General features: G+C 74.0%; 28 protein-coding genes. 12 read left to right on the forward strand and 16 right to left on the reverse strand.

Annotation, left to right across the window (positions count from 1 at the left end; genetic code table 11):
• The first annotated feature begins 60 nt into the window (after positions 1-60).
• Both B5P21_RS01535 and B5P21_RS01540 read left to right on the forward strand, forming a co-directional pair.
• A complete protein-coding gene (locus tag B5P21_RS01535) occupies positions 61-744 on the forward strand; it encodes a hypothetical protein (RefSeq protein WP_045529991.1) in 684 nt (227 codons plus the stop codon).
• The gene (locus tag B5P21_RS01540) at positions 737-1027 is read left to right on the forward strand and encodes a transcriptional regulator (protein ID WP_045529990.1); all 291 of its coding nucleotides are present in this window, start codon (positions 737-739) and stop codon (positions 1025-1027) included. Before B5P21_RS01535 ends, B5P21_RS01540 begins: the two co-directional genes overlap by 8 nt.
• 65 nt (positions 1028-1092) lie before the next feature.
• Here the strand turns inward: B5P21_RS01540 and B5P21_RS01545 are convergent, their stop codons facing one another.
• On the reverse strand, positions 1093-2097 hold the full coding sequence (locus B5P21_RS01545; RefSeq protein ID WP_045529989.1) for an iron-siderophore ABC transporter substrate-binding protein: 1005 nt from the start codon (positions 2095-2097) through the stop codon (positions 1093-1095).
• 94 nt (positions 2098-2191) lie between these two features.
• Here B5P21_RS01545 and B5P21_RS01550 point away from each other — a divergent pair, with 94 nt between their 5' ends.
• From B5P21_RS01550 to B5P21_RS01560, 3 genes are read left to right on the forward strand one after another with little or no spacing between them, the layout of a single operon-like run.
• Positions 2192-3250, forward strand: a complete 1059-nt coding sequence (locus B5P21_RS01550) for a FecCD family ABC transporter permease (protein ID WP_094170682.1) — start codon at positions 2192-2194, stop codon at positions 3248-3250.
• A complete protein-coding gene (locus B5P21_RS01555) occupies positions 3247-4338 on the forward strand; it encodes a FecCD family ABC transporter permease (protein WP_052663259.1) in 1092 nt (363 codons plus the stop codon). The genes B5P21_RS01550 and B5P21_RS01555 overlap by 4 nt, the downstream gene beginning before the upstream one ends.
• Positions 4339-4354: 16 nt before the next feature.
• On the forward strand, positions 4355-5191 hold the full coding sequence (locus tag B5P21_RS01560; protein ID WP_045529987.1) for an ABC transporter ATP-binding protein: 837 nt from the start codon (positions 4355-4357) through the stop codon (positions 5189-5191).
• A 22-nt stretch (positions 5192-5213) separates the two neighbouring features.
• Here the strand turns inward: B5P21_RS01560 and B5P21_RS01565 are convergent, their stop codons facing one another.
• Entirely contained in the window at positions 5214-5636 is a 423-nt protein-coding gene (locus B5P21_RS01565) for a VOC family protein (RefSeq protein ID WP_045529986.1), read from the reverse strand.
• Positions 5637-5752: 116 nt separating this feature from the next.
• Positions 5753-6772 (reverse strand): hypothetical protein, encoded by a 1020-nt coding sequence (locus tag B5P21_RS01570; RefSeq protein WP_094171377.1) that lies wholly within the window; start codon positions 6770-6772, stop codon positions 5753-5755.
• 130 nt (positions 6773-6902) lie between these two features.
• On the opposite strand from B5P21_RS01570, the gene B5P21_RS01575 reads away from it, so the two are divergent.
• Positions 6903-8204 (forward strand): ATP-dependent DNA helicase, encoded by a 1302-nt coding sequence (locus B5P21_RS01575; protein ID WP_045529984.1) that lies wholly within the window; start codon positions 6903-6905, stop codon positions 8202-8204.
• Between the two features lie 30 nt (positions 8205-8234).
• Here B5P21_RS01575 and B5P21_RS01580 read toward each other — a convergent pair whose 3' ends face one another.
• From B5P21_RS01580 to B5P21_RS01590, 3 genes are all read right to left on the reverse strand, one after another.
• Positions 8235-8933, reverse strand: a complete 699-nt coding sequence (locus tag B5P21_RS01580; RefSeq protein WP_094170683.1) for a hypothetical protein — start codon at positions 8931-8933, stop codon at positions 8235-8237.
• 137 nt (positions 8934-9070) lie between these two features.
• Positions 9071-9490 carry a DUF4383 domain-containing protein gene (locus B5P21_RS01585; protein WP_043583712.1) on the reverse strand — a complete coding sequence of 140 codons (420 nt, stop codon included), beginning with the start codon at positions 9488-9490 and terminating at the stop codon, positions 9071-9073.
• Positions 9491-9590: 100 nt separating this feature from the next.
• Entirely contained in the window at positions 9591-10241 is a 651-nt protein-coding gene (locus B5P21_RS01590) for a dienelactone hydrolase family protein (RefSeq protein WP_045529982.1), read from the reverse strand.
• A gap of 55 nt (positions 10242-10296) precedes the next feature.
• Between B5P21_RS01590 and B5P21_RS01595 the strand changes: the two genes are divergently transcribed.
• A complete protein-coding gene (locus tag B5P21_RS01595; RefSeq protein WP_045529981.1) occupies positions 10297-11010 on the forward strand; it encodes a DUF305 domain-containing protein in 714 nt (237 codons plus the stop codon).
• Between the two features lie 100 nt (positions 11011-11110).
• On the opposite strand, the gene B5P21_RS01600 is transcribed toward B5P21_RS01595, so the two are convergent.
• On the reverse strand, positions 11111-12406 hold the full coding sequence (locus B5P21_RS01600; RefSeq protein ID WP_094170684.1) for a M18 family aminopeptidase: 1296 nt from the start codon (positions 12404-12406) through the stop codon (positions 11111-11113).
• A complete protein-coding gene (gene deoC, locus B5P21_RS01605; protein ID WP_045529979.1) occupies positions 12406-13128 on the reverse strand; it encodes a deoxyribose-phosphate aldolase in 723 nt (240 codons plus the stop codon). Before deoC ends, B5P21_RS01600 begins: the two co-directional genes overlap by 1 nt.
• Before the next feature lie 113 nt (positions 13129-13241).
• Here deoC and B5P21_RS01610 point away from each other — a divergent pair, with 113 nt between their 5' ends.
• Positions 13242-13460, forward strand: coding sequence for a hypothetical protein (locus B5P21_RS01610; protein ID WP_045529978.1), 219 nt, complete (start codon positions 13242-13244; stop codon positions 13458-13460).
• Positions 13461-13482: 22 nt separating this feature from the next.
• Here the strand turns inward: B5P21_RS01610 and B5P21_RS01615 are convergent, their stop codons facing one another.
• The 5 genes from B5P21_RS01615 to B5P21_RS01635 form a co-directional block, all read right to left on the reverse strand.
• Positions 13483-13686, reverse strand: a complete 204-nt coding sequence (locus B5P21_RS01615; protein ID WP_043583726.1) for a hypothetical protein — start codon at positions 13684-13686, stop codon at positions 13483-13485.
• A gap of 90 nt (positions 13687-13776) precedes the next feature.
• Positions 13777-14676 (reverse strand): NAD(P)H-hydrate dehydratase, encoded by a 900-nt coding sequence (locus B5P21_RS01620; RefSeq protein ID WP_045529977.1) that lies wholly within the window; start codon positions 14674-14676, stop codon positions 13777-13779.
• Complete coding sequence (locus B5P21_RS01625; protein ID WP_045529976.1) at positions 14660-15397, reverse strand: histidine phosphatase family protein; 738 nt, start codon at positions 15395-15397, stop codon at positions 14660-14662. The genes B5P21_RS01620 and B5P21_RS01625 overlap by 17 nt, the downstream gene beginning before the upstream one ends.
• Positions 15394-16173, reverse strand: a complete 780-nt coding sequence (locus tag B5P21_RS01630) for an MBL fold metallo-hydrolase (RefSeq protein ID WP_080939355.1) — start codon at positions 16171-16173, stop codon at positions 15394-15396. Before B5P21_RS01630 ends, B5P21_RS01625 begins: the two co-directional genes overlap by 4 nt.
• A 106-nt stretch (positions 16174-16279) precedes the next feature.
• Complete coding sequence (locus tag B5P21_RS01635) at positions 16280-17164, reverse strand: manganese catalase (protein ID WP_045529975.1); 885 nt, start codon at positions 17162-17164, stop codon at positions 16280-16282.
• Positions 17165-17492: 328 nt separating this feature from the next.
• Between B5P21_RS01635 and B5P21_RS01640 the strand changes: the two genes are divergently transcribed.
• The 3 genes from B5P21_RS01640 to B5P21_RS01650 all read left to right on the forward strand — a co-directional run bounded on the left by B5P21_RS01640 (position 17493) and on the right by B5P21_RS01650 (position 19830).
• Positions 17493-17816, forward strand: coding sequence for a DUF7882 family protein (locus tag B5P21_RS01640; protein ID WP_012039605.1), 324 nt, complete (start codon positions 17493-17495; stop codon positions 17814-17816).
• 120 nt (positions 17817-17936) lie between these two features.
• A complete protein-coding gene (locus B5P21_RS01645) occupies positions 17937-18284 on the forward strand; it encodes a hypothetical protein (protein ID WP_236688732.1) in 348 nt (115 codons plus the stop codon).
• Positions 18285-18654: 370 nt separating this feature from the next.
• Positions 18655-19830, forward strand: a complete 1176-nt coding sequence (locus tag B5P21_RS01650) for a zinc-dependent alcohol dehydrogenase (protein WP_045529973.1) — start codon at positions 18655-18657, stop codon at positions 19828-19830.
• Between the two features lie 94 nt (positions 19831-19924).
• Here the strand turns inward: B5P21_RS01650 and B5P21_RS01655 are convergent, their stop codons facing one another.
• The 3 genes from B5P21_RS01655 to B5P21_RS01665 form a co-directional block, all read right to left on the reverse strand.
• Positions 19925-20476 (reverse strand): NAD(P)H-dependent oxidoreductase, encoded by a 552-nt coding sequence (locus tag B5P21_RS01655; RefSeq protein ID WP_045529972.1) that lies wholly within the window; start codon positions 20474-20476, stop codon positions 19925-19927.
• Positions 20477-20607: 131 nt separating this feature from the next.
• Positions 20608-21621 (reverse strand): Gfo/Idh/MocA family protein, encoded by a 1014-nt coding sequence (locus tag B5P21_RS01660; RefSeq protein WP_045529971.1) that lies wholly within the window; start codon positions 21619-21621, stop codon positions 20608-20610.
• A 77-nt stretch (positions 21622-21698) separates the two neighbouring features.
• A complete protein-coding gene (locus tag B5P21_RS01665) occupies positions 21699-22445 on the reverse strand; it encodes an SDR family oxidoreductase (protein WP_094170685.1) in 747 nt (248 codons plus the stop codon).
• 213 nt (positions 22446-22658) lie between these two features.
• On the opposite strand from B5P21_RS01665, the gene B5P21_RS01670 reads away from it, so the two are divergent.
• Complete coding sequence (locus B5P21_RS01670) at positions 22659-23747, forward strand: hypothetical protein (RefSeq protein WP_094170686.1); 1089 nt, start codon at positions 22659-22661, stop codon at positions 23745-23747.
• The last annotated feature ends 5 nt before the right edge of the window (positions 23748-23752 follow it).

Genomic DNA, 23752 nt, shown 5'->3' on the forward strand with positions numbered 1-23752 from the left:
CGTTACAAAGTAGCGAGGGCGGGAGCCCGGCGGGCGACGGTCGTCCGAGGAGAGGCGGACATGGACACGACGATGCACGAGGATGCGGTCGACGACGACGGGCCCGCGCCCGACCCGCGCGAGATGCGCGCGCTCATGGAGGATCAGCGGCGGGTCGCGGTCGACGCGCAGACCTCGTTCGTCTGGGTGATGGAGGTGTGCTGGGGCGTCGCGTGGATCCTCGGGTACACGGCCCTCTGGCTCATCGACGGCTCGGAGGTCGTGAGCCTGCCGCTCCCGGTGGCCGTCGGGATCTTCGCGGGGCTCATCGCGCTGTCGAGCGTCGCGAGCATCGTCCTCGGCGTCCGCAACTCCCCGGGCCTCGCGACCACCGGCGAGGCACGCTGGCAGGGACGCGTCTACGGGATCAGCTGGTCGGTGGCGATGGTCTCGGTCTACGTGCTCGGCATCGGCCTGGCGTCCAACGACGCCCCCAGCCGCCTGCTGTCGATCTTCTCCACGTCGGGCTTCTCGTTCGTCGCCGGCCTCATGCTGCTGTCGACCGCCGCGCTCTTCCACTCGCGGTCGTCGTTGCTGCTGGGGTCGATCCTCGTGCTGGCCGCGCTCGCGGCCCCGTTCGCCGGCTACCCCGGCAACTACATCGTGATGGCCGTCGTCGGCGGAGGGGCGTACCTCGTGACGGGGATCGCGGCGGCCCTCCTCGCCGGTCGCACGCGCCGGTCGCTGCGAGCTCGCCTTGGCTGACCTCGACCCCGTGATCCACGCGCAGGCCCGGCTGCGGATCGTGGCGGCGCTCGCGACGCTGGACGCGGGGGAGGCGCTGTCGTTCCCGCGGCTGCAGGAGATCCTCGACATGACGGCCGGCAACCTGTCGACGCACCTGCGGAAGCTCGAGGATCCCGGCTACGTCGAGGTGCGGAAGACGCACGAGGGCCGGCAGCCCGTGACCTACCTGGCGCTGACCACCGTCGGGCGGCGCGCGTTCGAGGACTACCGGCGGGCGCTCACGGCGATGCTCGAGACGTAGCCGCCGGGACGACGAGGGCCCGCCGCGCTCGGTGCGCGACGGGCCCTCGGCGGTGCGGATGCGGATCAGGACGTGGCGGTCTCCAGCAGCGGCACGAGCTGGTCGAGCGCGTAGCCGGTGGAGAGCGTGGTGCCGATCGAGTAGGCCGAGGAGACGTCGCCGTCGAGGACGATCGAGTGGCCGGCCGCGACCGCGGGGATCGCCTGCCACAGCGGGTCGTCGGTGATGACGGACTTGTCGATGAAGATCGGGAACGCCACGATCACGTCGGCGTCGAGGAGGTCGAGCTGCTCGGAGGAGACGTCGACCGAGAAGCCGCCGGCGTTCGCGGGGATCCCGGCGATGGTCGGGCTCTGCTCGAAGCCGAGCTTCTCGAGGAACGCGACGCGCTCGCTGCCCTCGACGTAGGCGCCCCAGCCCTCGCTGGTCTTGGTCGCGGCCGTGACGGTCTTGCCCTTCCAGCCGGGGTGCGCGGCCTCGACCTGGTCGAAGCGCTGGTCGACCGCGTCGAGGAGGGCGTCGCCCTGGTCCTCGCGGCCGAGGGCCTCGGCGACCATGTCGACCTGGTCCTCCATGTCGGTGAGGTAGCTGTCGGCGCCCTCGGGCACGCCGATGGTGGGGGCGATCTGGGACAGGCGGTCGTAGCGGGCCTGGTCGCCGGAGCCCTTGGTGTCGAGGATCAGGTCGGGCTTGAGCGCCGCGATCGCCTCGTAGGAGGGCTCGAGCGTCTCGATGATCTGCGGCTTCTGCGTGTAGAGGCCCTGCGCCCACGGGCCGACGCCGTCCGCGTCGGCGCCGAAGCCGAGCCAGTCGGACGCGCCGACGGGCTGGACGCCGAGCGCGAGCGCGGTCTCCGCGTCGCCCCAGCCGAGGGCGACGACGCGCTTCGGCTCGCTCGGCACGGTGACCTCGCCGAACTTCGTGTCGACCGTGACGGGGAAGGCGCCGGTGGCGGATCCGGACGCGGGCGGAGCCGAGGCACCCGGGTCGGAGGAGGCGGTGCATCCGGTGAGGGCGAGCGTCGCGACGGTGAGCGCGACGAGGGCGGAGCCGGTGGGTGGGAACCTCATGGTGCGGGGCCTCTCGGGTGTGGGGTGACGGACCGGTGTGGATCCCGTCAGGCAAGGGCAGCCTAACCTAACGGCAGGGTAGGCTGACCGGGCCATGTCGCTCCGGGTCCTCGCGCGCGCCTCCGCCCCCGACGCCCCCGCGGGCCGGGCGCGGAGCGGGCTGTCGCGCTCGGCGGGCCTCGTGCTCGCGCTCGGCGTGCTCGTGCTGGCGGCCCTCGCGAGCATCGCGATCGGCTCGCGCGACATCCCGCTCGGCGCCGTCGTCGACGCGCTCGCCGGCCGCCCGCGCGACCCGGCCGAGCTCGTCGTGATCACCGACCTCCGCGTCCCGCGCACGCTCGTCGGCCTCGCCGCGGGCCTCGCGCTCGGGGTCGCGGGCGCGCTCATCCAGGCCGTCACGCGCAACCCGTTGGCGGATCCCGGCATCCTCGGCGTCACCGCCGGCTCGGCGTTCGCGGTCGCCGTCGCCACGGGTGTGCTCGGCGTGACCGCCGTGAGCGGTTACCTCTGGTTCGCATTCGCGGGGGCGCTCGCGGCGGCCGTGGTGGTCTACGTCGTGGGATCCGCGGGGCGCGGCGGCGGGGATCCGGTGCGCCTCACGCTCGCCGGCGTCGCGCTCGGAGCGGTGCTCGCGGGCATCACCTCGGGGATGCTGCTGGCCGACCCGCAGGGCTTCAGCGCGATGCGCGCGTGGGAGTCGGGCTCGCTGCAGGACCGCGGCTGGGACGCCCTCGTGCCGGTCGCGCCGTTCCTCGCGGCGGGCGTGCTGCTCGCCGCGCTCATCGCCCGGAGCCTCGACGCGGTCGCGCTCGGCGACGACCTGGCGCGCTCCCTCGGGGCCAACGTGGTCGTGGCGCGGGCCGTTGCCGTGGTCGCGGTGACGCTGCTCGCGGGCGGGGCGACCGCGATGGCGGGGCCGATCGCGTTCGTGGGGCTGATGATCCCGCACATCGCGCGGTGGATCGTGGGGCCCGACCAGCGCTGGATCCTCGCGTACACGATCGTGCTCGCGCCCGTGCTGCTGCTCGCGGCCGACATCGTGGGCCGCATCGTGCTGCGGCCGGCCGAGCTGCCCGCCGGGATCGTGACCGCGGTGCTCGGCGCGCCCGTGCTGATCCTGCTCGTCCGCCGGCAGAGGGCGTCGGGGCTGTGAGCGCGCCCGCCCGCGCGGACCGCCGCCCCGGCGCGACCGGTTCCGCCGCCGTCCGCCCCGCCCGCCTGCCCGGCACCGTCCGCCTGCCCGTCGTGGGCATCCGTCTGCAGCGCCGCGAGCTGCTCGTGGGCGCGGCGCTCGCCGTGGCGATCGTCGCCCTCGCGCTCGTGGCGCTCGGCACGGGCGACTACCCGCTGACCGTCCCCGAGGTGATCCGCGCGATGGCGCTCCCCGACGGCTCGTTCGCCTCGACCATCGTCCTCGAGTGGCGCCTGCCCCGCGTGCTCGCCGCGCTGGCGTTCGGCGCCGCGCTCGGCGTCGCGGGCGCCGTGTTCCAGTCGCTCACGCGCAACCCGCTCGGCTCGCCCGACATCATCGGCTTCTCGACGGGCTCCTACACGGGCGCGCTGATCGTCACGACGCTGGCGGGCGCGACCTTCCTGCCCACGGCCGTCGGGGCGCTCGCAGGCGGGCTCGGCACGGCGCTCGTCGTCTACCTGCTCGCGTACCGTGGCGGCGTGCAGGGCTTCCGGCTGGTCATCACGGGCATCGCCGTCACGGCCGTCCTGCACGGGGTCAACACGTTCCTCCTGCTGAAGGCGGGCACCGAGGTCGCGATGGCCGCGTCGATCTGGGGCGCCGGATCCCTCGCCCTCGTCGGCTGGGACCGCGCCCTGCCCGCGTTCGTCGCCCTCCTCGTGCTCGCGCCCGCGATCCTGCTGCTGTCCGCGCCGCTCCGGCAGCTCGAGCTCGGCGACGACGCGGCGCGCGCCCACGGAGTGCGGGCCGAGCCGACGCGCCTCGCCCTGCTGATCCTCGGGGTCGCCCTCACCGCCGTCGTGACCGCCGCCGCCGGGCCCATCGCGTTCGTCGCGCTCGCCGCCCCGCAGATCGCCCGCCGCCTCACGCGGAGCGCCGGCCTGCCGCTCGTGCCGGCCGCGCTCACGGGCGGCCTGCTGCTGCTCGCCGCCGACTCCGCCGCCCAGCACGCGCTGCCGGGGACGGTGCCCGTGGGCATCGTGACGGTCGTCGTCGGCGGCGCGTACCTCATCGCCCTGCTCATCCGCGAGGCGTCCCGCCGTGCCTGACGCCGCCCTCGACCCGATGGGAGGTCCATCCGTGGACGACACCGCCACCACCGCGCCCGCGACCACCGCCCCGCGCCTGCGCGCCGAGGGCGTCACGCTCTCCTACGACCGGCGAGTGATCTCCGAACGGCTCGACGTCGCCGTGCCCGACCGCTCGTTCACCGTGATCGTCGGCCCGAACGCGTGCGGGAAGTCGACGCTGCTCCGCGCGCTCTCGCGCCTGCTCGCGCCGACCGCGGGCGGCGTGCTCCTCGACGACCGGCCGATCGGCTCCTACCGCGCCAAGGAGGTCGCGCGCATCGTCGGCCTCCTGCCGCAGAGCGCCATCGCGCCCGACGGGATCACGGTGGCCGACCTCGTGGCGCGCGGCCGCTTCCCGCACCAGAACCTCATCCGCCAGTGGACGCCGACCGACGAGGACGCCGTGCAGCAGGCGATGGCCGCGACGGGCGTCGCCGACCTCGCCGCCCGCCACGTCGACGAGCTCTCGGGCGGCCAGCGCCAGCGAGTGTGGGTCGCGATGGCGCTCGCGCAGCAGACGCCCGTGCTGCTGCTCGACGAGCCGACGACGTTCCTCGACATCGCCCACCAGATCGAGCTGCTCGACCTCCTCGCCGACCTGCACCGCGACGGCAGCACCATCGTCGCCGTGCTGCACGACCTCAACCACGCCGCCCGCTACGCCGACCACCTCATCGTGATGAAGGACGGCCGCGTCGTCTCCTCGGGCGCCCCGCGCGACATCGTCACGGCGGAGCTGGTGGAGGAGGTCTTCGGGCTGCCGTGCCTGGTGATCGACGACCCCGTGTCGCACACGCCCCTGATCGTGCCGCGCGGCGGCCGCTGGACCTGAGGCGGCGACCCGGCCGCGCGGATCAGGCGGCGGGAGCCGGCTGCGCGATCGACACCATCCAGTCGATCCCGTACCGGTCCGTGCACATGCCGAACCGGTCGCCCCAGGGCGCCACCTCGAGCGGCAGCACGATCGTGCCGTCGGCCGTGAGCGCGTCCCACCAGCCGTCGAGCACGGCCGCGTCGTCGCCCGAGAGGGAGAGCGTGATGGCGGATCCGCTCGGCACGCCCATCGCCGCCGGGGTGTCCGACGCCATGAGCACGAAGCCCGCGCCCGAGTCCAGCCGGCCGTGCATGACCTTGTCGGCCTCCGCCGGGTCCGGGCTCATGCCCTGCTCGCCGAAGGTCGTCATCGCGAGCTCGCCGCCGAACACCCCCTGGTAGAAGCGGAGCGCGTCGGCCGCCTGGTCGCGGAAGGACAGGTACGGGGTCATGATCGCGGACATGCGGGCGCTCCTCGGGTGACGGATCCCCGCGGTCGCACGGACCCTGTTGCGTCCCGATCCTGGCCCTGCCGCTCCCGCGCCGCACCGTGCCGCGGGGGGGAGGGTGCCGGGAGCGGCTACAGCCCCTGGATCCGCACGCCCGACGTCTCGTCCACGCTCACGCGCCAGCTCACGCTGAACGGGACGTCCTCGTCGAGGTCCTTCACGCTGCCGTCGTAGAGGGAGCGGACGGGGACCTTGATGTGCGCGGTGCCGACGGTCGACGGCACCACCCAGTCGAGGTCGGCGGGGTCGTCGATCGCCGGCTGCAGCGTGATCTGCGGCATGGTCGTCATGCTCCACACGGGCGGCGCGGTGATCCGGTCGCGGATCGTCTTCCCGAACGGGCAGCCCGACGGGTACAGCACGGCCTGCGTCGTGCACTCCGTCAGGTACGCCTCGACCTCGGACTGCACGGAGGCGACGAGGTCGTCGGTCGGCTCGGCGTCGACGCGCGCCGGCACGACGCCGCCCGGCTCGGTGACGGCGCCCTCGGCGTCCTCCGCCTGGAGGTACTGGGACGCGTGGTCGAGCGCGAGGGACGCGGGCGCGAGCACGAGGTACGTGGATCCGGCGCCCGCGGCCGTCTCGCCGCCGGGCGTCGCGGAGACGGCCACCCCGTTGGCCGTGAACGTGGACGCGTGCCGCAGCTCGAGGTCGATCGCCGCGACCGGGCTCGTCGCGAACTCCCACCGGGCGAAGAGGCCGAGCGCAGCGGGGGTCTCGCGCACGCGGAACTCGGTGGATCCCGGCCCCGACGGCAGCGTGTACGAGTACGTGACCGCGCGCTCGCCGCCGCCCGCGGGCTCGTCGGACACGAGCTCGACGTCGGCGAGGCCGGGCAGCGCGCGGGCGTCGAGGAGGGCGCGGCTGCCGTCGTCCGGCAACGTGACGCCGGGCGCGGAGAGAGCGTCGCGGCTGTCCTCGCGGGCGAGCGCGTCGAGGTAGGAGCGCACGAAGCCGTGGGCGCTGAAGGTGCCCTGGTTGAGCGCGGCGACGGTGCCGAGGAACGCCCCGACGAGGAGCGCCGCGAGGAGGGACCAGACGACGACGGCCCGACGCAGCTCGCCGCGCGCGTCGACGGCGGGGCTCGGCATGCGGATCATCCTACGGGCGGGGGATCCGCGCCTCCCGCCGCGGGCCCGGGGTAGATTCGAGTGCGCATCCGCGCCGCGCCGCCGCCCTCGATCCGCGCCGCATCCACCCCCGAACCGCCAGGAGCCCCGCGTGAGCACGGTCCCCCTCTCCCCGGAGCAGGCCGCGGTCTTCCAGGCCATCGAGGGCACGCGCGACCACATCTTCGTCACCGGCCGCGCCGGCACCGGCAAGTCGACCCTCCTCACCCACCTGTCGTGGAACACCGAGAAGCAGATCGTCATCTGCGCGCCCACGGGCGTCGCGGCCCTCAACGTCGGCGGCCAGACCATCCACTCGCTGTTCAAGCTCCCCATCGGGGTCATCGCCGACGAGGAGATCGAGCAGACGGGCGAGCTGCGGAAGCTGCTCAACACCATCGACACGCTCGTCATCGACGAGGTCTCCATGGTCAACGCGGATCTCGTCGACGCCATCGACCGCAGCCTCCGCCAGGCGCGCCACAAGAAGGACGTGCCGTTCGGCGGCGTGCAGGTCGTGCTGTTCGGGGATCCGTACCAGCTGGCCCCCGTGCCGGGCGACGGCGACGAGCGCGCCTACTTCGCCGACCGCTACCGCTCCATGTGGTTCTTCGACGCGAAGGTGTGGGAGGAGGCGCAGCTGCGGATCTACGAGCTCACTGAGATCCACCGCCAGCACGAGGAGGCGTTCAAGGAGATGCTCAACGCCGTGCGCCACGGCCGGGTCACGGCGGAGATCGCGGGCGTCCTCAACGCGGCGGGCGCGCGCCCGGCTCCGACCGACGGCGCCATCACGCTCGCGACTCGCAACGACACCGTGAACCGGATCAACGCGGAGGCCCTCAAGCGCCTGCCCGGCCGCTCGCTCACCGCCACCGCCGACGTCACGGGCGACTTCGGCGGCCGCACCTACCCGGCCGACGAGAAGCTCGACCTCAAGATCGGCGCGCAGGTGATGTTCCTCCGCAACGACGTCGACCAGCGCTGGGTGAACGGATCCGTCGGCGTCGTCACGCGCATCGACACCAACGTGTACGTCGAGCTCGACGGCGTCGTGCACGAGGTCGAGCCGGTCACGTGGGAGAAGCACAAGTACTCGTACTCGCCCACCACCAAGCAGCTGCGGCGCGACGTCGTGGCCGACTTCACGCAGTTCCCGCTGCGGCTCGCGTGGGCGGTCACCATCCACAAGTCGCAGGGCAAGACCTACGACCGGGCGATCGTCGACCTCGGGGCGCGCGTCTTCAGCCCGGGGCAGACGTACGTGGCGCTCAGCCGGATCACCGACATCGACGGCCTGTTCCTCACGCGGCCGCTGCGGCCGGGCGACATCATCGTCGACGAGAACGTGCGGCGCTTCATGAGCGAGGCCACGCGGATCCGCGTCACGCCGGCGGTCACGCCCGCGAGCTGATGCGGCGTCCGGCGGCTCGAGCCCGCGGGCTCAGTGGCCGGAGTGCTCGCCCTGGATGCCGTCGAGGTCGATCGTGCTGTGCTGGCCGTGCGGCACGGCGAACTCGCCTGCGCGCGTGAGCGACAGGGCCGGCGTGACGAGGCCCGCGACGACGAAGGCGCCGATGAGCACGCCCACGAGGTAGCGGCCGCCGGTGCGCTCGGGCTCGGGACCGGCGGGGGAGGCGTCCTCAACGCTGGCCGCGGTCGGCAGCGCGGTGGCCACGACGGCGGGCGACGCGGCGGCGGACGGGAGCGGCGCGCCGGATCCGACGAGCGCGACGTCGGCCGGGAACGTGGCCTCGACGGCCGTGCACGCGGCCTGGGCCTCGGACTCGGCGCGGGAGCGGAGGTGGCGGCCGACGACGGCGGCGACCACGAGGTCGAGCAGGGTCGCGGCGAGCATGGGGATCGCGGGCAGGTCGCTCGTGATGCCGGGGGCGGACATGACGACCGCCGCCGTGACGAGGAGGGCCCAGCCGGCGACCGGGACGAGCGCGCCGAGGGCGGCCCAACCCGGGACCGGGAGGCGGTCGGAGCGGAGCACCGCGATGGCCCATGCACCCTCGGCGACGCCGATGAGGAGGAGGGTCACCATGGCCGCGGGCGGTGATCCCGCGCCGACGGCCAGGTGGATGAGCGCGGCGCCCAGGGCGGCGAGGGCCAGCCAGTGGCGGATGAGCAGTGACACGTGCTGGTCCCTTCGTCGTCCCGGGCGCCGCGGGTGGTGCGGTGCTGCGTGCTGTCGTGCGGTGGTGCTGTCGTGCGGGTGGTGCCGGTGATGCGTTGCGTGACACGCCCGGTGCAGCGGCGCGGCGGTGGTGCTGCCTAGGCGGCGCGGGCGGCGCGGTTGCGGACGCCCTTCTCGGCGCCGAGGCCCACGATCAGCAGCACGACGGCGCTGCCGAGGTGCAGGAAGTGGTCCGCGGTGTTGAGCGCGAGGATGTTGAAGTCGGTGTTCACGAGGAAGAAGCCGACGATGCCGAGGGCGAGGTACGCGAATCCGATGGTGGAGTTCACGGCCTTGGCCGACGCGACGCTGGAGAGGCCGCCGATGAGGAGGGCCGCGCCGATGAGGAGGTGCGCCACGTTGTGGAACGGGTTCACCATGAAGATCCCGAGCAGCAGGCCGCCGTCGGAGGAGAAGAAGCCACCGCTCTGCGGCGGGAACAGGAAGCCGAGAAGGCCGACGAGGACGTAGACGGCGCCGAAGACGGTGCCGAGCAGGCGGTTCGGGGACGAGCTCATGATGGTGCCTCCACTGGTAGGGAAGAGCCGGGGATCTCCCAGGCTCCCTACATTCGTACCGCCTAAGCGACCGGATTGGTGCCTGTGCCGCACTGATCGGTCACTGGTCTCCGAGATGCTCGACCAGGAACGTCTCAGTACGGCGGTAGGCGAGGGCCGCCGCGTCGGGATCGAAGCGGTCGCGGAGGCTCGCGTTCGGGAACACGGGGGTCGTGCCCGGGTAGGTGTGCGCGGTGACCGGGGTGCCGTGCTCGCGGAGCCGGCCGATGAAGGCCTCGGGTCGCTGGTCGTCGATCCACTCGTCGTGCTCGGCGAGGTGGAGGAGCACCGCGCACGGGATGACGCCGTGCTCCTGGGGTCCGAGGCTCGCGCAGTGGGCGACGACCGCGTCGGCGCCGCCGTCCTGCGCCTCGAGGAGCGCGAGCCACCCGCCGGGCGCGAAGCCGACGAGGCCCACGCGCCGGGATCCGCGAGCGCGCGCCGAGTCGATGCCGTCGCGGATCGTGCCGAGGGCGTACCCCACGTCGAGCTCGGCGGCGAGCCCCTCCGCGAGAGCGTCGTCGAGGGTGGCGCGGCCGTCGTAGAGGTCGGGCACGAGCACGTGGAAGCCCGCGCGGGCGAGCGCGAGGGCGTACTGGTCGAGCCAGGGGAGGCGGCCGTGGTCGTCGTGGACGAGCACGACCACGGGGCGGCCGGGTTCGCCGAACTCGAGGGTGACGCCGGGGTGCGGCAGGTCGACGATCTCGGGCATGGGGAGAACCTATCGTCGGGCCCGCGCGCGCCGCGCCGTGGAGGAGGATCGTCGCATGGGATACCGCCACCGCCTCGCCGCCGCCACGACCGCCATCGCCCTCGCCGCCGCGCTCGCCGGCTGCTCGACTCCGCCGCGCACGCCCGAGGACGCAGCCAGCCCCAGCGCCGACGCGGCGGCCCCCTCCGAGACGGAGTCGCAGGGCTGGAACCGCGCCGACCTCTCCTTCGCCGAGGAGATGGGCGACCACGCCGCCGGATCCGTCGAGCTCGCCGTCGCCGCGCTGCAGGTGCGCGACCTGCCGCCGGGGGCGCAGGAGCTGGCCGCGCAGATCCGCGACGAGCAGGGCCCGCAGGCAAGGACGCTCGCGCAGCTCGCCGAGGAGTGGTCGGGTGAGGAGGGCGGATCCGGCGCCACCGGCACCGAGGACCGCGACGAGGCCGGCGGGGTCTCGGCCAGCAGCGGATCCGAGGACGGCAGCGCCGGCGGCTCGGCGGGCGGCGGCGCGTCCGAGGCCGACATCGAGGCGATGAGCGACACCGCGTTCGACTCCGAGCTTCAGGTGCTCAAGGCGTCGAGCGGCACGGACGCCGGCCGGCTGTTCCTGCAGGGGATGATCGCCCGGCACCAGGCGGCGATCGAGCTGGCCGACGGGGAGGCGCAGCTCGGCACGTCGACCGAGGCGCTCGAGCTGGCGGGCGCGATGGCCGCGGCGCAGGGCGACCAGCTCACGAAGATGCGCGCGCTGCTGGAGTCGTACGGGGGCTGATCCCCGGTGCACGACGGAGGGCCCGGCGCGGATCGCGTCGGGCCCTCGGTCGTGTCGTGCGCCGGGGTGCGTCGCTCGGGTGCGTCGCTCCGCTCGGGCGTCAGGCGGACGGTCGGAGGAACGCGGCGGAGGCGGCGGCCAGGTGGCCCGGGTCGTCGGCGCCGCACAGCTCGCGGGCCGAGTGCATCGAGAGCAGCGGGATCCCGACGTCGACCGTGCGGATCCCGAGGCGCGTGGCCGTGATCGGGCCGATGGTCGAGCCGCACGGCACCGCGTTGCTGGAGACGAACTCCTGGAACGGGACGCCGGCGCGCTCGCACGCCAGGGCCCACTCGCGGGCACCCACGCCGTCGGTCGCGTAGCGCTGGTTCGCGTTGATCTTCAGCAGCGGGCCGCCGTTCGGCACCGGCCGGTTCGCCGGGTCGTGGCGGTCCGGGTAGTTGGGGTGCACGGCGTGGCCGGCGTCGGCGGAGAGGCACCAGGAGGAGGCGAACGCGCGGCGGCGCTCCTCCGAGGATGCGCCGAGGCCGGCGGAGATGCGGCCGAGCACGTCCTCGAGGATCGGGCCGGCGGCGCCCGACGGGGTCGCGGATCCGACCTCCTCGTGGTCGAATGCGGCGAGCACCGCGATGGGCGCCTCCGGGTCGTCGTCCGCGGTGGCCGCGAGCTCGAGGAGCGCCGCGAGGCCCGCGTGGACGGAGCTGGGGTTGTCCATGCGGCCGGCGGCGAAGAGCTCGCCGTCGAGGCCGAGGGATCCGGGCTCGTGCGTGTCCGCGACGCCCACGTCGTAGCCGAGGACGTCGTCGGCGGCGACGCCCGCGAGCCGCGCGAGGTGGCCGAGCACGTCGGCGTCGGCGGGGGAGCCCGTGCCGAGGATCGGGCTCATGTGGCGCTGGGGATCCAGCCGCAGGCCGTCGGTGTTGACGCCGCGGTCGAGGTGCACGGCCAGCTGCGGGAAGCGCAGGAGGGGCCCGGTGCGCATGAGGTGGCGGCGGCCGTCGCGCGTGACGAGGCGGCCGGCGAGCTCGAGGTCGCGGTCGAGCCAGGAGTTGAGGAGCGGGCCGCCGTAGACCTCGACGCCGGCCTGCACCCAGCCGTCGGATCCGATGGTCGGCGTGGGCTTCAGCTTGAAGCCGGGGGAGTCGGTGTGGGCGCCGAGCACGCGGAAGGACGTGGTGGCGTGCGCGCCGGCGGGCTGGATCCACGCGAGGAGCGCGCCGTCGCGCACGATGAACCGGCGGCCGGCGCCGGTCGGCCACGCGTCGCGCTCGTCGAGGCGCGCGAAGCCCGCGGCCTCGAGCCGGCGGGCGCCCTCCTCGGCGGCGTGGAACGAGGAGGGGGAGGCCTGGATGAACCGGCCGAGGTCGGCGAGGTGCGCGCGGCGGTCCGCGGGCATCAGTAGCCGCTCGATCCGAGCGCGCCGTTCTCCGGCGTCTGCACGGGACCGGCGAGCACGACCGCGCTGCCCGAGACGCCGAGGCGCGTGGCGCCGGCCTCGATCATCTGCACGGCGGTCTCGTGGGTGCGGATGCCGCCGGACGCCTTGACGCCGGCCTTGCCGTCGACGGTGCGGCTCATCAGCTCGACCGCGTGGACGGTCGCGCCGCCGGTCGGGTGGAAGCCCGTGGAGGTCTTCACGAAGTCGGCGCCGGCGGCGACGGCCGCCTGGCAGACGGCGACGATCTGGTCGTCGTCGAGCGCGGCGGACTCGATGATCACCTTGAGCACGGCCGGCGCGGGGACGGCGTCGCGCACGGCGCGGATGTCGGCCTCGACGTCGGCGAAGCGGCCCTCGCGGGCGGCGCCCACGTCGATCACCATGTCGACCTCGTCGGCGCCCTGGCGGATCGAGAGCGCGGCCTCGGCGGCCTTGACCTCGCTGTGGTGCTTGCCGCTCGGGAAGCCGCAGACCACGGCGACCTTCAGGTCGGATCCCGCGGGCAGCTCGAGCGGGAGCATCGAGGGCGAGACGCACACGGAGTAGGTGCCGAGCTCGACGGCCTCGGCGACGAGCGCGGCGACCTCGTCGCGCGTGGCCTCGGGCTTCAGGAGCGTGTGGTCGATGATGCGGGCGATCGCGGCCGTGTCGGTCGCGGGCGTGGACGGGCTGGTGCTCATGCGGGATTCCTCACGTCGTGCGGGACCTCGATCCTACGGCGGGGGTGCGGATCGGCCCGGCCGGACGGGGGGGGGGGGCAGCCGCCGACGGTCCGCGCCGGTAGCGTCGATGCGTGATCTCCGACGGCACGACCACCGCGCTCCTGTACGTGGCCCTCGCGGCCCTAGCCCTGGGGATGGTGCTCCAGGTGATCGGCGCCATCAAGGGGATCCGCGTCCACGGCACCGGGAAGGTCGGGCTGTTCGCCCAGCCCGTCCGCCCGTGGACGCTCGCGTCGCTCGGTGCGCTCGCGGTCAGCGTCCTCTGCTGCCTGCCGATCGTCTGGAGCTAGAGGAGCGCGACGGCTCCGCGGATCAGGAGTAGTCGGCGCCCGGGATGCCGGCGGGACGGTAGACGTAGCCGTCCGCGTCGGCGTCGAGCTCCCACACGACCTCCTCCTCGCTGAGCGAGGTGGCGCGGACGAAGCTCTTCACGGGCTCGCCGTTGATGAGCTCGACCTCGGTCTCCTCCGTGCCATCGGGGCCGACCAGCTGTGCGGTGTACGTGGAATCAGTCATGTCCCGACCCTACGACCGTCGGCGCGCGACGACCGGGCCCAGTGGGGATCCTCAGGGGACGCCCGCCGGGACCAGCCTGGGGAGGACGGCTCAGGCCTCCAGCTCGACCAGGACGCGGGGCAGCTCGAGCAGCAGCTCGCTCGCGAGGTAGCCGAGCGGGCCCACCTGCACGGCCAGGCGATCCCCGGCCGCGGCGTGCGCGTGGGTCGCCCAGACCGCCGCCTGGGCCGGATCCGCTCCCCGGGCGCAGAGGCCGGCGACCGCGCCGCCGAGCACATCGCCGGATCCGGATGTGCCGAGCCCGCTGCCGCCCGCGCCGATCGTCCAAGCCCGGCCGTCGTGGGCGGCGACCACACCACCCATCGAGACGACCGCGCCGTAGGACCGGGCGATCTCGCGGGCGTCGGCCACGGCGTCGTCGCCGGCCTCCCGCCCCAGCAGCCGCTCGGCCTCCGACGAGTTCGGCGTGAGCACGAGCCGGCCGGCGAGATGCGCGGCCGACTCGCGGCACGTGGGCAGGACCCCGAGGGCGAAGGCGTCGAGGAGCACGACGGCGTCGTCGGGCACGAGCGTCGCGAGCATGCGCACCATCCGCTCGGCCTCGTCCGCGTCGTCGAGCCCGGGGCCGACGAGGACGGCGTCGGCGGAGGCGATGTCGTCCTGGGCCGCGCGGATCCCGGCGCCGCGCACGTGCCCGGCGTCCGTCTCCTCGAGCGGTACGACGCCGCTCTCCGGCACCGCGACGGCGACCTCGGTCGCGACCGACGCACCCACAGCGAGCGTGAGCCGCCCGGCGCCGACGCGCAGGGCGGCGAGGCCGGAGATCATCGCGGCGCCGGGCGAGCGGAGAGCTCCGCCGACGACCACGACCTGGCCGCGCCCGTACTTCGATCCGGTCGCCGCGGGCAGCGCCCAGTCGCGCAGCGCGGCCGGCGTCACCACGTCCGCGGGCGCGTGGGTGCGGGCGTCGTCGTCATCGCCGTCGGTCATCTGGCTCTCCTCCGTGCTGGGTGACGGGGGCGCCGTGCCCGTCGAGGTGCTCCGTGGCCGAGAAGGTCCGGAGGGTCCACGGGCCGCGCGGGGCGGACCGCTCGAGGATCGTGACGGACGCGTTCGCCACGGTGTGCTGCGCCTGGAACGCGAGCAGCTCGGCCTCGGTGAGCCCGAGGCCGACGTAGAGGAAGAGCATCACCACGGCGTCGTGCGTGGTGATCAGGGCGCGGCCGTCGGCGGCCTCGACCTCGGGATCCTGCAGGAACGAGCGGATGCGCAGCGCGACATCGGCCCAGGACTCCCCGCCGGGCGGCCGGTACGACAGCTTGCCGAGCCAGCGGCGACGGTCGTCCTCGTCGGGGTGCCGTGCGGCGACGCCGCGGGAGGTGAGGAGGTCGAGGATCCCGAGCTCGCGGTCGCGCAGCCGCTCGTCGGGCCGGACCTCCGCGTCGATGCCGGCCTCGGCCAGCGCGACCGCCGCCGTGCTCCTGGCCCGCAGGTAGTGCGACGACCACACGGCGGTCGGCACGTCGGCCCGGCTCGCGAGCCAGCGACCGAGCGCGCGCGCCTGGGCCTTGCCGACGTCGGAGAGCGGCACGTCCGGATCCCGGTGGTCCACCCTGATCACCTCGGCGCCGTCGCGGTCGGCCCGGCTCGCGGCGACGTTGGCCGTGCTCTCGCCGTGGCGCACGAGCCACAGCTCGGTGAGGCCCGTCACGACGGGCCCACGGCACGGGCCGCGCCGACGGCGGCGCGGATCCCGTTGGTCCAGGGCGCGCCGTGCCCGGGCAGCACGATGCGCGCGTCGGTCTCCTCCAGCGCGGCGAGCGACCGGAGGGCTCGCCCGCTGTCCGCGGTGGCGGCACCCGCGACGATGCGGCAGCCGGTGCGTCCCGTGTACGGGTCGAGCGTCACGAGCGCGTCGGCCGTGATCAGCGCGTCCCGGTCGGGCAGGTGCAGCGCGACGTGGCCGTCGGTGTGGCCCGGGGTCGGGATGACGACGGGCCGGCCGGGTACGTCGAGCGGCCCGGCCGCGAGGTCGGCCACGGCGTCAACGCCCTCGACGCGCAGCGCGCCCGCGGCGGCCATGGCGGCGACCACGGGGATCGCGCGGCCGTGGCGGAGCGGGTACGCGAACGGCGTGCGCTCGCGGCGGTAGGAGTACGGGTGCCGGGCGATGGGCGCGTCACCCGGGTGCACGTGCACCGGGACGCCGAGCTCGCGGGCGGCCCGTGCGGCGGATCCGACGTGGTCGAAGTGCCCGTGCGTGAGCACCAGGGCGCGCACGTCGTCGGGGGTCCGGCCGATCGCGCGGAGGGCGGTGAGCAGGTGCGGCCAGGTGTCCGGGAACGCCGTGTCGACGAGGGTGACGCCGTCGTCGTCCTCGATGAGGATCAGGTTCACGTGCGCGTGGGAGAGCAGGTGGACGCCCGGTGCCACGTCGCGCGCGAGCACGGGCGAGGCGGGATGGGGTGGGATGCCGGTGCGGATCATGCGGTCCTCTCGGGTCGGGTCCCTCGTCCCGGTGGACGTGGGTCTGCGGACGCGGCCGGGCGGCCGACCCCGTGCAGTGGTCGGCCGCCCGGTCATGCGTCGCGGATCACTCGGGCGTGACGGCGTCCTTCACGGCGCTCGCCGCCTTCTTCAGCAGGCCCGGGTCCTTCGGCGGGATCGTGCCGTGGAGCAGCGGGTTGCCGAGGGGCGGCGCGGGCATCGGCACCGAGGAGGTCGGGCCGTCGTGGTAGCTGAACGTGCCCTTGCCGTCGGGCGCGGGGCCGGAGGCCCACGTCCCCTCGGCTGCCGCAGGGCCGTCCGAGAAGTTGAGGTACTGGTACGACACGTCGCGGTCCTCGAGCTCGATGGGGAAGTCGCCGGGCACGGGCAGGCTCTCGGTGCCCTCGGCCTGCAGCTCGGCGATCGCGGCGAGCCACTGGTTCTGGTGCATGGTGTCGCGCGCGAGGAGGAAGGAGAGGAGATCCTTCACGCCCTTGTCGTCGGTCATGTGGTGCAGCCGGGCCACCTGGAGCCGGCCCTGCATCTCGGCGTTCGCGTTGGCGTGGAAGTCGGCGAGGAGGTTGCCGCTCGCGGTGATGAAGGATCCCTGCCACGGGTTCCCGTTCGCGTCCACCGGGCGCGCGCCGGCTCCGGCGACGATCGCGTGCTGGATGTCCCCGCCGCCGATGACGGCTGCGAGGGTGGGGTCCTTCATCGCGTCCTCGGTCGCCTCGACCGGCGCGGTCTCGAGCAGCTTGGCGATCATGATGGCCAGCATCTCGACGTGGCCGAACTCCTCCGCGCCGATGCCGTAGAGCATGTCGCGGTACTTGCCGGGGAGCTTCGAGTTCCAGGACTGGAAGCCGTACTGCATGGCCACGGAGATCTCGCCGTACTGGCCGCCGAGCACCTCCTGGAGGTGACGGGCGTAGATGGGGTCGGGCTTGTCGGGGGTGGCGCTGTGCTGCAGCTCCTGCTTGTGGAAGAACATGGAGGGGTCTCTCCTCGTCGTCGGCGCCGCGGTCCGGAGCGACCGCGGCTCTCCATCGACCGTCCGCCGCTTGGGCGGTGAGCGCCTACCCCCTTGACAGGCGCCGGGCCCGTCCTGCCGGGCGCGTCGGCCGGCGGGATCCGCCCCTCGCGCCGACTCCTCCTCGGGTCCTCCCAATACCACATGCCGATCCGCCTTCCGGACGAAGCGATGCGGAGCGGCAACGCTGGCATAGTGGGTGGGCACGGCCGAAGCTCAGCGCCGCTCTCTGGCTCCCTCTCCGTCGGCGCGGGGCCCGAGAGCTCATGAGGGGGACACGGGATCGATCATGGGCACGTTCAAGTACGACTCGACGCTGACGGCGGAGTTCGACGACCGCCTGCTCGCGCACCTGCAGCTCGTCATCGGCGCGAAGCTGCGCCGCGGGGAGAACTTCTACTTCTCCTGGCGCGACGACGTGGAGGTGGGCGACGGGCGCACGACCATCTGGATGCACAACTCGCTGCCACTGGTGTTCAAGTACCACGGCAGCCGCGTGCCGCCCATCAACCGCAAGTGGGTGGATGCGCTCATGACGACGGCGAACAGCCCCGGCGGCCTGCTCATCATGCGGGAGCCCCCGGAGGACGAGCCGCGCGACGACGCGCGCTGACCTCCGCCCCATCCGCATCGCCCCGCCCATAGGCGCGGACGCTCGCGCATGTCAACCCCCACGGTCCCATTGGGGCGGTGTCCGCGCGGCTGGCATCGTGGGGGCGGGACACGCGGGGGCGTGATCCGGGAGAGGGACGCGATGCAGGACACCGGCACCGACGACATGGGTGACCTGGTCCAGTCCTCCGCGAGCGAGTCCCTGCCCGTGCGCCGCTCGGGTCCCGGTCGCAGCCCGACCGAGCAGGCGCGCTTCGTGGCCGGCTACTTCGGCTGGTCCATCACGGGCGACGCGATCCGCGGCGCCGACGAGGCTGTCGCCCTCTACATCGAGGACCTCGCGGTCGCGCTCACCGAGCTCGGTTGGATCTCCGCCAGCGGCATCCACTGGGACCGCCTCCCCTACGGCGAGCACGAGGCCGCCGACGCGCTCCGCGAGGTGCAGCGCGCCCACGGCTGGGAGGTCTGAGGCACGTCGTCCCCGCACGTCCGCCGGGAGTCGCGACGGGGGGCTGGCGCATTTCCCCACATGGGGAGCACACTGTGCGCACGAGGCCGACACGGGCTCGGGCGCTTGAGGGTTGTCGAGAGTCCTCCTATGCAGTCCGGACCGTCATCACCGGCCCTCCAGATCCGCCCCGGTCCGGTCGTGTCGTGGACGACCGACTCCCCGGGGCGGATCGTCTGAGCGGCCCGCGCCGCCGCCGCCGATCCGCCGCGCCCGGGCGTGCGTGCTCCCTGGGCGACTTCTGGCCTTCGCTTGGCGGACACCGCCGGAGGGCGTTGTCTGGATGAGCGCGCGTCCCACGAGGATCCGCGCCCGAGAACGAAGGAGCACCATGAAGGCACTCACCTGGCAGGGCATCCACGACGTCGAGGTCAAGGAGGTCGCCGACCCCGTGATCGAGCAGGACACCGACGCGGTGATCCGCATCACCTCGACCGCCATCTGCGGATCCGACCTCCACCTCTACGAGGTCTTCGGACCGTTCCTCGAGAAGGACGACGTGCTCGGGCACGAGAACATGGGCGTCGTCGAGCAGGTCGGCAGCGCCGTCACGAAGCTCAAGGTCGGCGACCGCGTCGTCGTCCCGTTCGTCATCGCCTGCCACGACTGCTTCATGTGCGACAAGGGCCTCTTCACGCAGTGCGAGACCACGCAGGTCAAGGCGCAGGGCAGCGGCGCCGCGCTCTACGGCTTCAGCGAGATGTACGGATCCATCCCCGGCGGCCAGGCCGAGCGCCTCCGCATGCCGCTCGCCGACGTCAACGCGATCGTCGTGAACAGCGAGCTCCCCGACGAGCGCTACCTCTTCCTCAGCGACATCCTCCCCACCGCCTGGCAGGGCGTGCAGTACGCGAACGTGCCCCAGGGCGGCACGCTCGGCGTCATGGGCCTCGGCCCGGTCGGCCAGTTCGCCTCGCGCATCGGCAAGCACCTCGGCTACCGCGTGATCGCGGTGGATCCCGTCCCCGAGCGCCGCGCCATGGCCGAGCGCCACGGCATCGAGACCCTCGACCTCACCGACGACGTCGCCGACAAGCTGCGCGAGATGGTCGACGGCCGCGGGCCGGACGCCATGGTCGAGGCCGTCGGCATGGAGGCGCACGGCAGCCCGGCCGCCTCGTTCGCGCAGAAGGCCGCGGGCCTGCTGCCCGACGGCATCGCGAAGAAGGTCATGGACGTCGCGAGCGTCGACCGCCTCGCGGCCCTGCACACGGCGTTCGACGCGGTCCGCCGCGGCGGCACCGTCTCCATCTCCGGCGTCTACGGCGGCGAGGCCGACCCGCTGCCCATGAAGTCGCTCTTCGACAAGCAGATCGCGATCCGCATGGGCCAGTGCAACGTGCAGTACTGGATCGAGGACCTGCTGCCGCTCGTCGAGGACCCGTCCGACCCGCTCGGCGTCCTCGACCTCGTCACGCACTCCGTGCCGCTCAGCGAGGCCGCGCACATGTACGAGATATTCCAGAAGAAGGAGGACGGCTGCATCAAGGTGGTGCTGAAGCCGTAGCCTCCCGGGCTCTGACGACGACGGCCGCGTCCCCCGAGGGGGGCGCGGCCGTCGTCGTGCGCGAAGCGTGCGGCGCCCCGGTCAGGAGGTGGTGTCAGGCGGCGGTGGCGGAGGTGCGCACGGCGTCGAGCACCGCGCGGAGCTGCTCCACGACCTCGGCGTCGTCCGCCGGGTGGCGCTCGGCGAACCGGATGACCGACTCGGGGACGGCCATCCTCACGTCCTCGAGCACGTGCGCGCCGGCGATGCCGAGCGCCTTGCGGGCCTCGTCCTGCGCCCACACGCCGCCGTACTGGCCGAAGGCGCTGCCGATCACGGCGGTCGGCTTCCCCGCGAGCGCGGAGGCGCCGAAGGGGCGGGAGGCCCAATCGATGGCGTTCTTCAGCACCGCGGGCATCGTGCCGTTGTACTCGGGCGTGACGACGAGGAGCGCGTCGGCGCCGGCGATCGCGTCGCGGAAGGCCACGGCCTCGGCGGGCACGGATCCCTCGACGTCGATGTCCTCGTTGTAGAAGGGGAGCCGGTCGAGGCCGGCGTGGATGTCGAGGGTCACGCCGTCGGGGGCGTGGCGCACCGCCGCCTCGGCGATCTGCTGGTTGGTGGAGCCGGTGCGCAGGCTGCCGACGAGCACGAGGACGTGCGTCATGGTGTTCTCCTTCGGGGTCGTTCCGGTCGGATCGTCTCCGTCGACGTGCCGCAGGGGGAGGCGCGTGCCTCCTCATCGACCCTAACGACCGTCATCTGACGGCTCCCCGGACGGACGCCTCCGGGCGCCGGTCAGCGCGCGCCGATGTCCGTGAGGATCCCGTCCATCAGCTCGGCGAGGGCGACGGTCTCCGCGTGCGGCATCTCGGCGCACTCGACGGCGCCCGCACGGATCGCGTCCCGGGCCGCCCGGAACATGGGCACGTAGCCGCGGCCCTCGATCGCGTGCTCCTGACGCTCGGGATCCCCGTCGGCGGGCACGATCGTGAGCGCGCGGGAGGCGAGGAAGAGCGGATCCACCTCGATGCGGCCGGCCGTGCCGCTGACGGTCGCGCCGGTGGGGAGGGCGGCGACGAGCGAGCAGGCGAGGGTGGCGTGGCGGCCGTCGGGCCAGCCGAGCAGGATCGCGACCTCGGTGTCGACGCCGCCGTCGGTCACGGTGCCGACCGCGGAGACGGACGACGGCGTGCCGAACAGGCCGTGCGCGAAGGCGAGCGGGTACACGCCCATGTCGAGGAGCGTGCCGCCGCCGACCTCCGGGTCCCAGAGGCGGCCCGTCCCGTCGGTGACGAAGCCGAAGGCGACGGAGATGGCGCGCGGATCCCCGATGCGGCCGTCCGCGATGGCCTGGCGGACGGCGAGGTAGCCGGGGGAGAACGCCATCCAGAGCGCCTCGAGGAAGAGCAGCCCCTCGGCGCGGGCGAGGTCGACGAGGGCGCGGGTGTCGGCGGCCGTGGTGGTGGCGGGCTTCTCGCAGACGACGTGCTTGCCGGCGCGGAGGGCGGCCTCGGCCTGCGAGCGGTGGAGCGTGTGCGGGGTGGCGACGTAGACGGCGTCCACCTCGGGGTCCGCGAGGAGCGCGTCGACGGTGTCGTGGATCCGGGCGATGCCGTGCCCCTGGGCCAGCGCCGCGGAGCTGGCGCGCGATCGGGAGTGCACGGCGACGACCTCGACGCCGGGGACGAGCAGCATGTCGGGGACGACCGAGGTCGCGATGCCGGCGGCGCCGATCACGCCGAAGCGGAGGGGTCGGGCGTCGTCCCCGTCGGGCGTGCGGGCGGGGGCGGGCGGCATCGTCATCGACATGGATCGAGCCTAGGCGGGCGGGTGGGCGGCGACCCGGCGGATCAGCGGGCGGCCCGGCGGGTCAGCTGCCTGGCGGGTCAGTGGCCGCTGAGCAGGGCGAGCATCTCGTCGTGGCGGCTGTCGCGCTCGGCGAAGCGGAGGCCGTGGACGTCCTGCACGAGGAGCTCGTCGTCCTCCGGGCGCGCCTGCAGGATGCCCATCACCTCGTCGAGGAAGTCCTCGAGCGGCATCGCGTCGCCCGCGTCCTGCTGGCCGGGCATGAGCGCGGTCTGGACCTTGGGCGGCACCAGCTCGACCACCTCGACGGACGTGTCGGCGAGCTGCGCGCGGAGGCTCTGCGTGTACGAGTGCACGGCCGCCTTGGTGGCGGAGTAGGTGGGCGTGGCCGGCAGCGGCACGAACGCGAGGCCGGACGAGACGGTCATGAGGGTCGCCTCGTCGCTCGCGAGGAGGCCGGGCAGGAACGCGTCCACCGTGCGGATCGTGCCGAGCAGGTTCGTCGTGACGATGGCCTCGGCGGTGGCCTGGTGCGCGGGATCGCGGAGGTCCTCCGCCTGCATGATGCCGGCCATCGTGATCACGACGTCGAGGTCGGGGTGGCTGGCGGCGAGCTCGTCGCGCGCGGCCGTGATGGAGGCGGGGTCGGCGACGTCGAGCACGACCGAGGACATGCCGTCGTGCTGCGCGGTGATCTCGTCGAGCAGCTCGCGGCGTCGGCCCGCGATGACGACGCGGTTGCCCGCGGCGTGGAACCGCTCGGCGAGCCCGCGGCCGATGCCGGACGTGCTGCCGGTGATGAGGACGGTGCGGCCGGTGATCTTCATGGTGCTCCTTCGCCGCGGTGGCGCGCGGCTGTCGGGTGTGCGGGTTCGCGATCGGGTGCGTGGATCGAGTGTGGCCCGTCGGGCGGGCGACGGAGGCGGGCGCGCGGGGGAGCGCGGAGGATCCAGCGGGAGTTCACGTGGGGAGGGGTCTGCTGCTCGAACGGGGGCCATCCGCCGGCCGGTCGGGTGACGCCGGGCCGATACGTTCGAGGGATGAGCGGACGCGGTACGGACCAGGCACGTCGAACGGTCGATCCCGGAGCCGCGGTCGGCAGGGGCGGGCGGATCGCCCTGCTCCTCCTGCTGGTCGTGCTGCTCCTCGGGCTCAACACGCTCTACGGCTACGGCCTGTACGAGGCGGCGGTGGCGTCCGACGCGGATGCCGTCGCGATCCTCCCGCAGCTCATCGCCGGCCTCCTGGCGCTCGCGTTCGCGCCGTCGCTCGGCCTCCTGGAGCTGGAGTGGTCGCGAGATGGCGCGGACCCCGACGGCGGGCGCCGGCGCCCGGTGCGGGTGCTCGTGTGGCTGGGGATCACCGCCCTCGCCGTCGTCGTGCACGCGGTCGCGTCGCGGGTCGGCGGCGTCTCCCCGCTCGTCGTGCTCGGCTTCGCGGTGGCCGCCGTCGCCACGGCCGCCGCGAGCTGGGTCCTCGTGATCCGCGCGCAGGCCGCCGCGGTCCGGCGGATGGGCGCGCGACTCGCCGACGACGCCCCGACCGTCTCGATCGACCTCGACTGGACCGAGGGCACCGCCCGACGCAAGTGGCGTCTCATCGGCCTGGTGTTCGTACTCGCGCTCGTCGTCACGGTCGGCGGCACCCTCCTGCTCGACCGGTTCGAGCCGCAGGACACCGCCCAGGCGGTCGCCCTCGTGCTGCAGTTCTCGCTGGTCGCGCCGGCGCTCACGTGCCTGTTCGTCTCGATCGGCGCGCAGCTGTCGGGATCCTCCATCACGACGGGCCTGTCGAAGGAGGACCGGAAGGCGGTCGCGCAGCGCGCCGCGGGCAAGAGCCGGGAGCTGGAGCCGGAGCTCGAGTGGCGCGCTGCCCGGCTCGCCGTCTACAGCCGCACGCTGCAGCCGTTCCAGCTGGGGCAGTCGGCGATGCTGCTGGTCGGGATCTTCGTCCCCACCCTCCTCCGCGGCGACATCGACGGGTGGCTCCTTGTCCTCTTCCTCGCTGCGCTCGTCGCGTTGGCCGTCACTGTGCCGTTCGCGTTCGTGCAGCACCGCCGCATGTCGCGGTACGCGGCGACCGTCGGCGACCTCCCGCGCTCGCACGCGCCCGCGCCCGCGCCCGCCTGACCCGA

This window comes from Clavibacter michiganensis subsp. insidiosus (assembly GCF_002240565.1).
GTDB classification, from domain to species: Bacteria; Actinomycetota; Actinomycetes; order Actinomycetales; family Microbacteriaceae; genus Clavibacter; species Clavibacter insidiosus.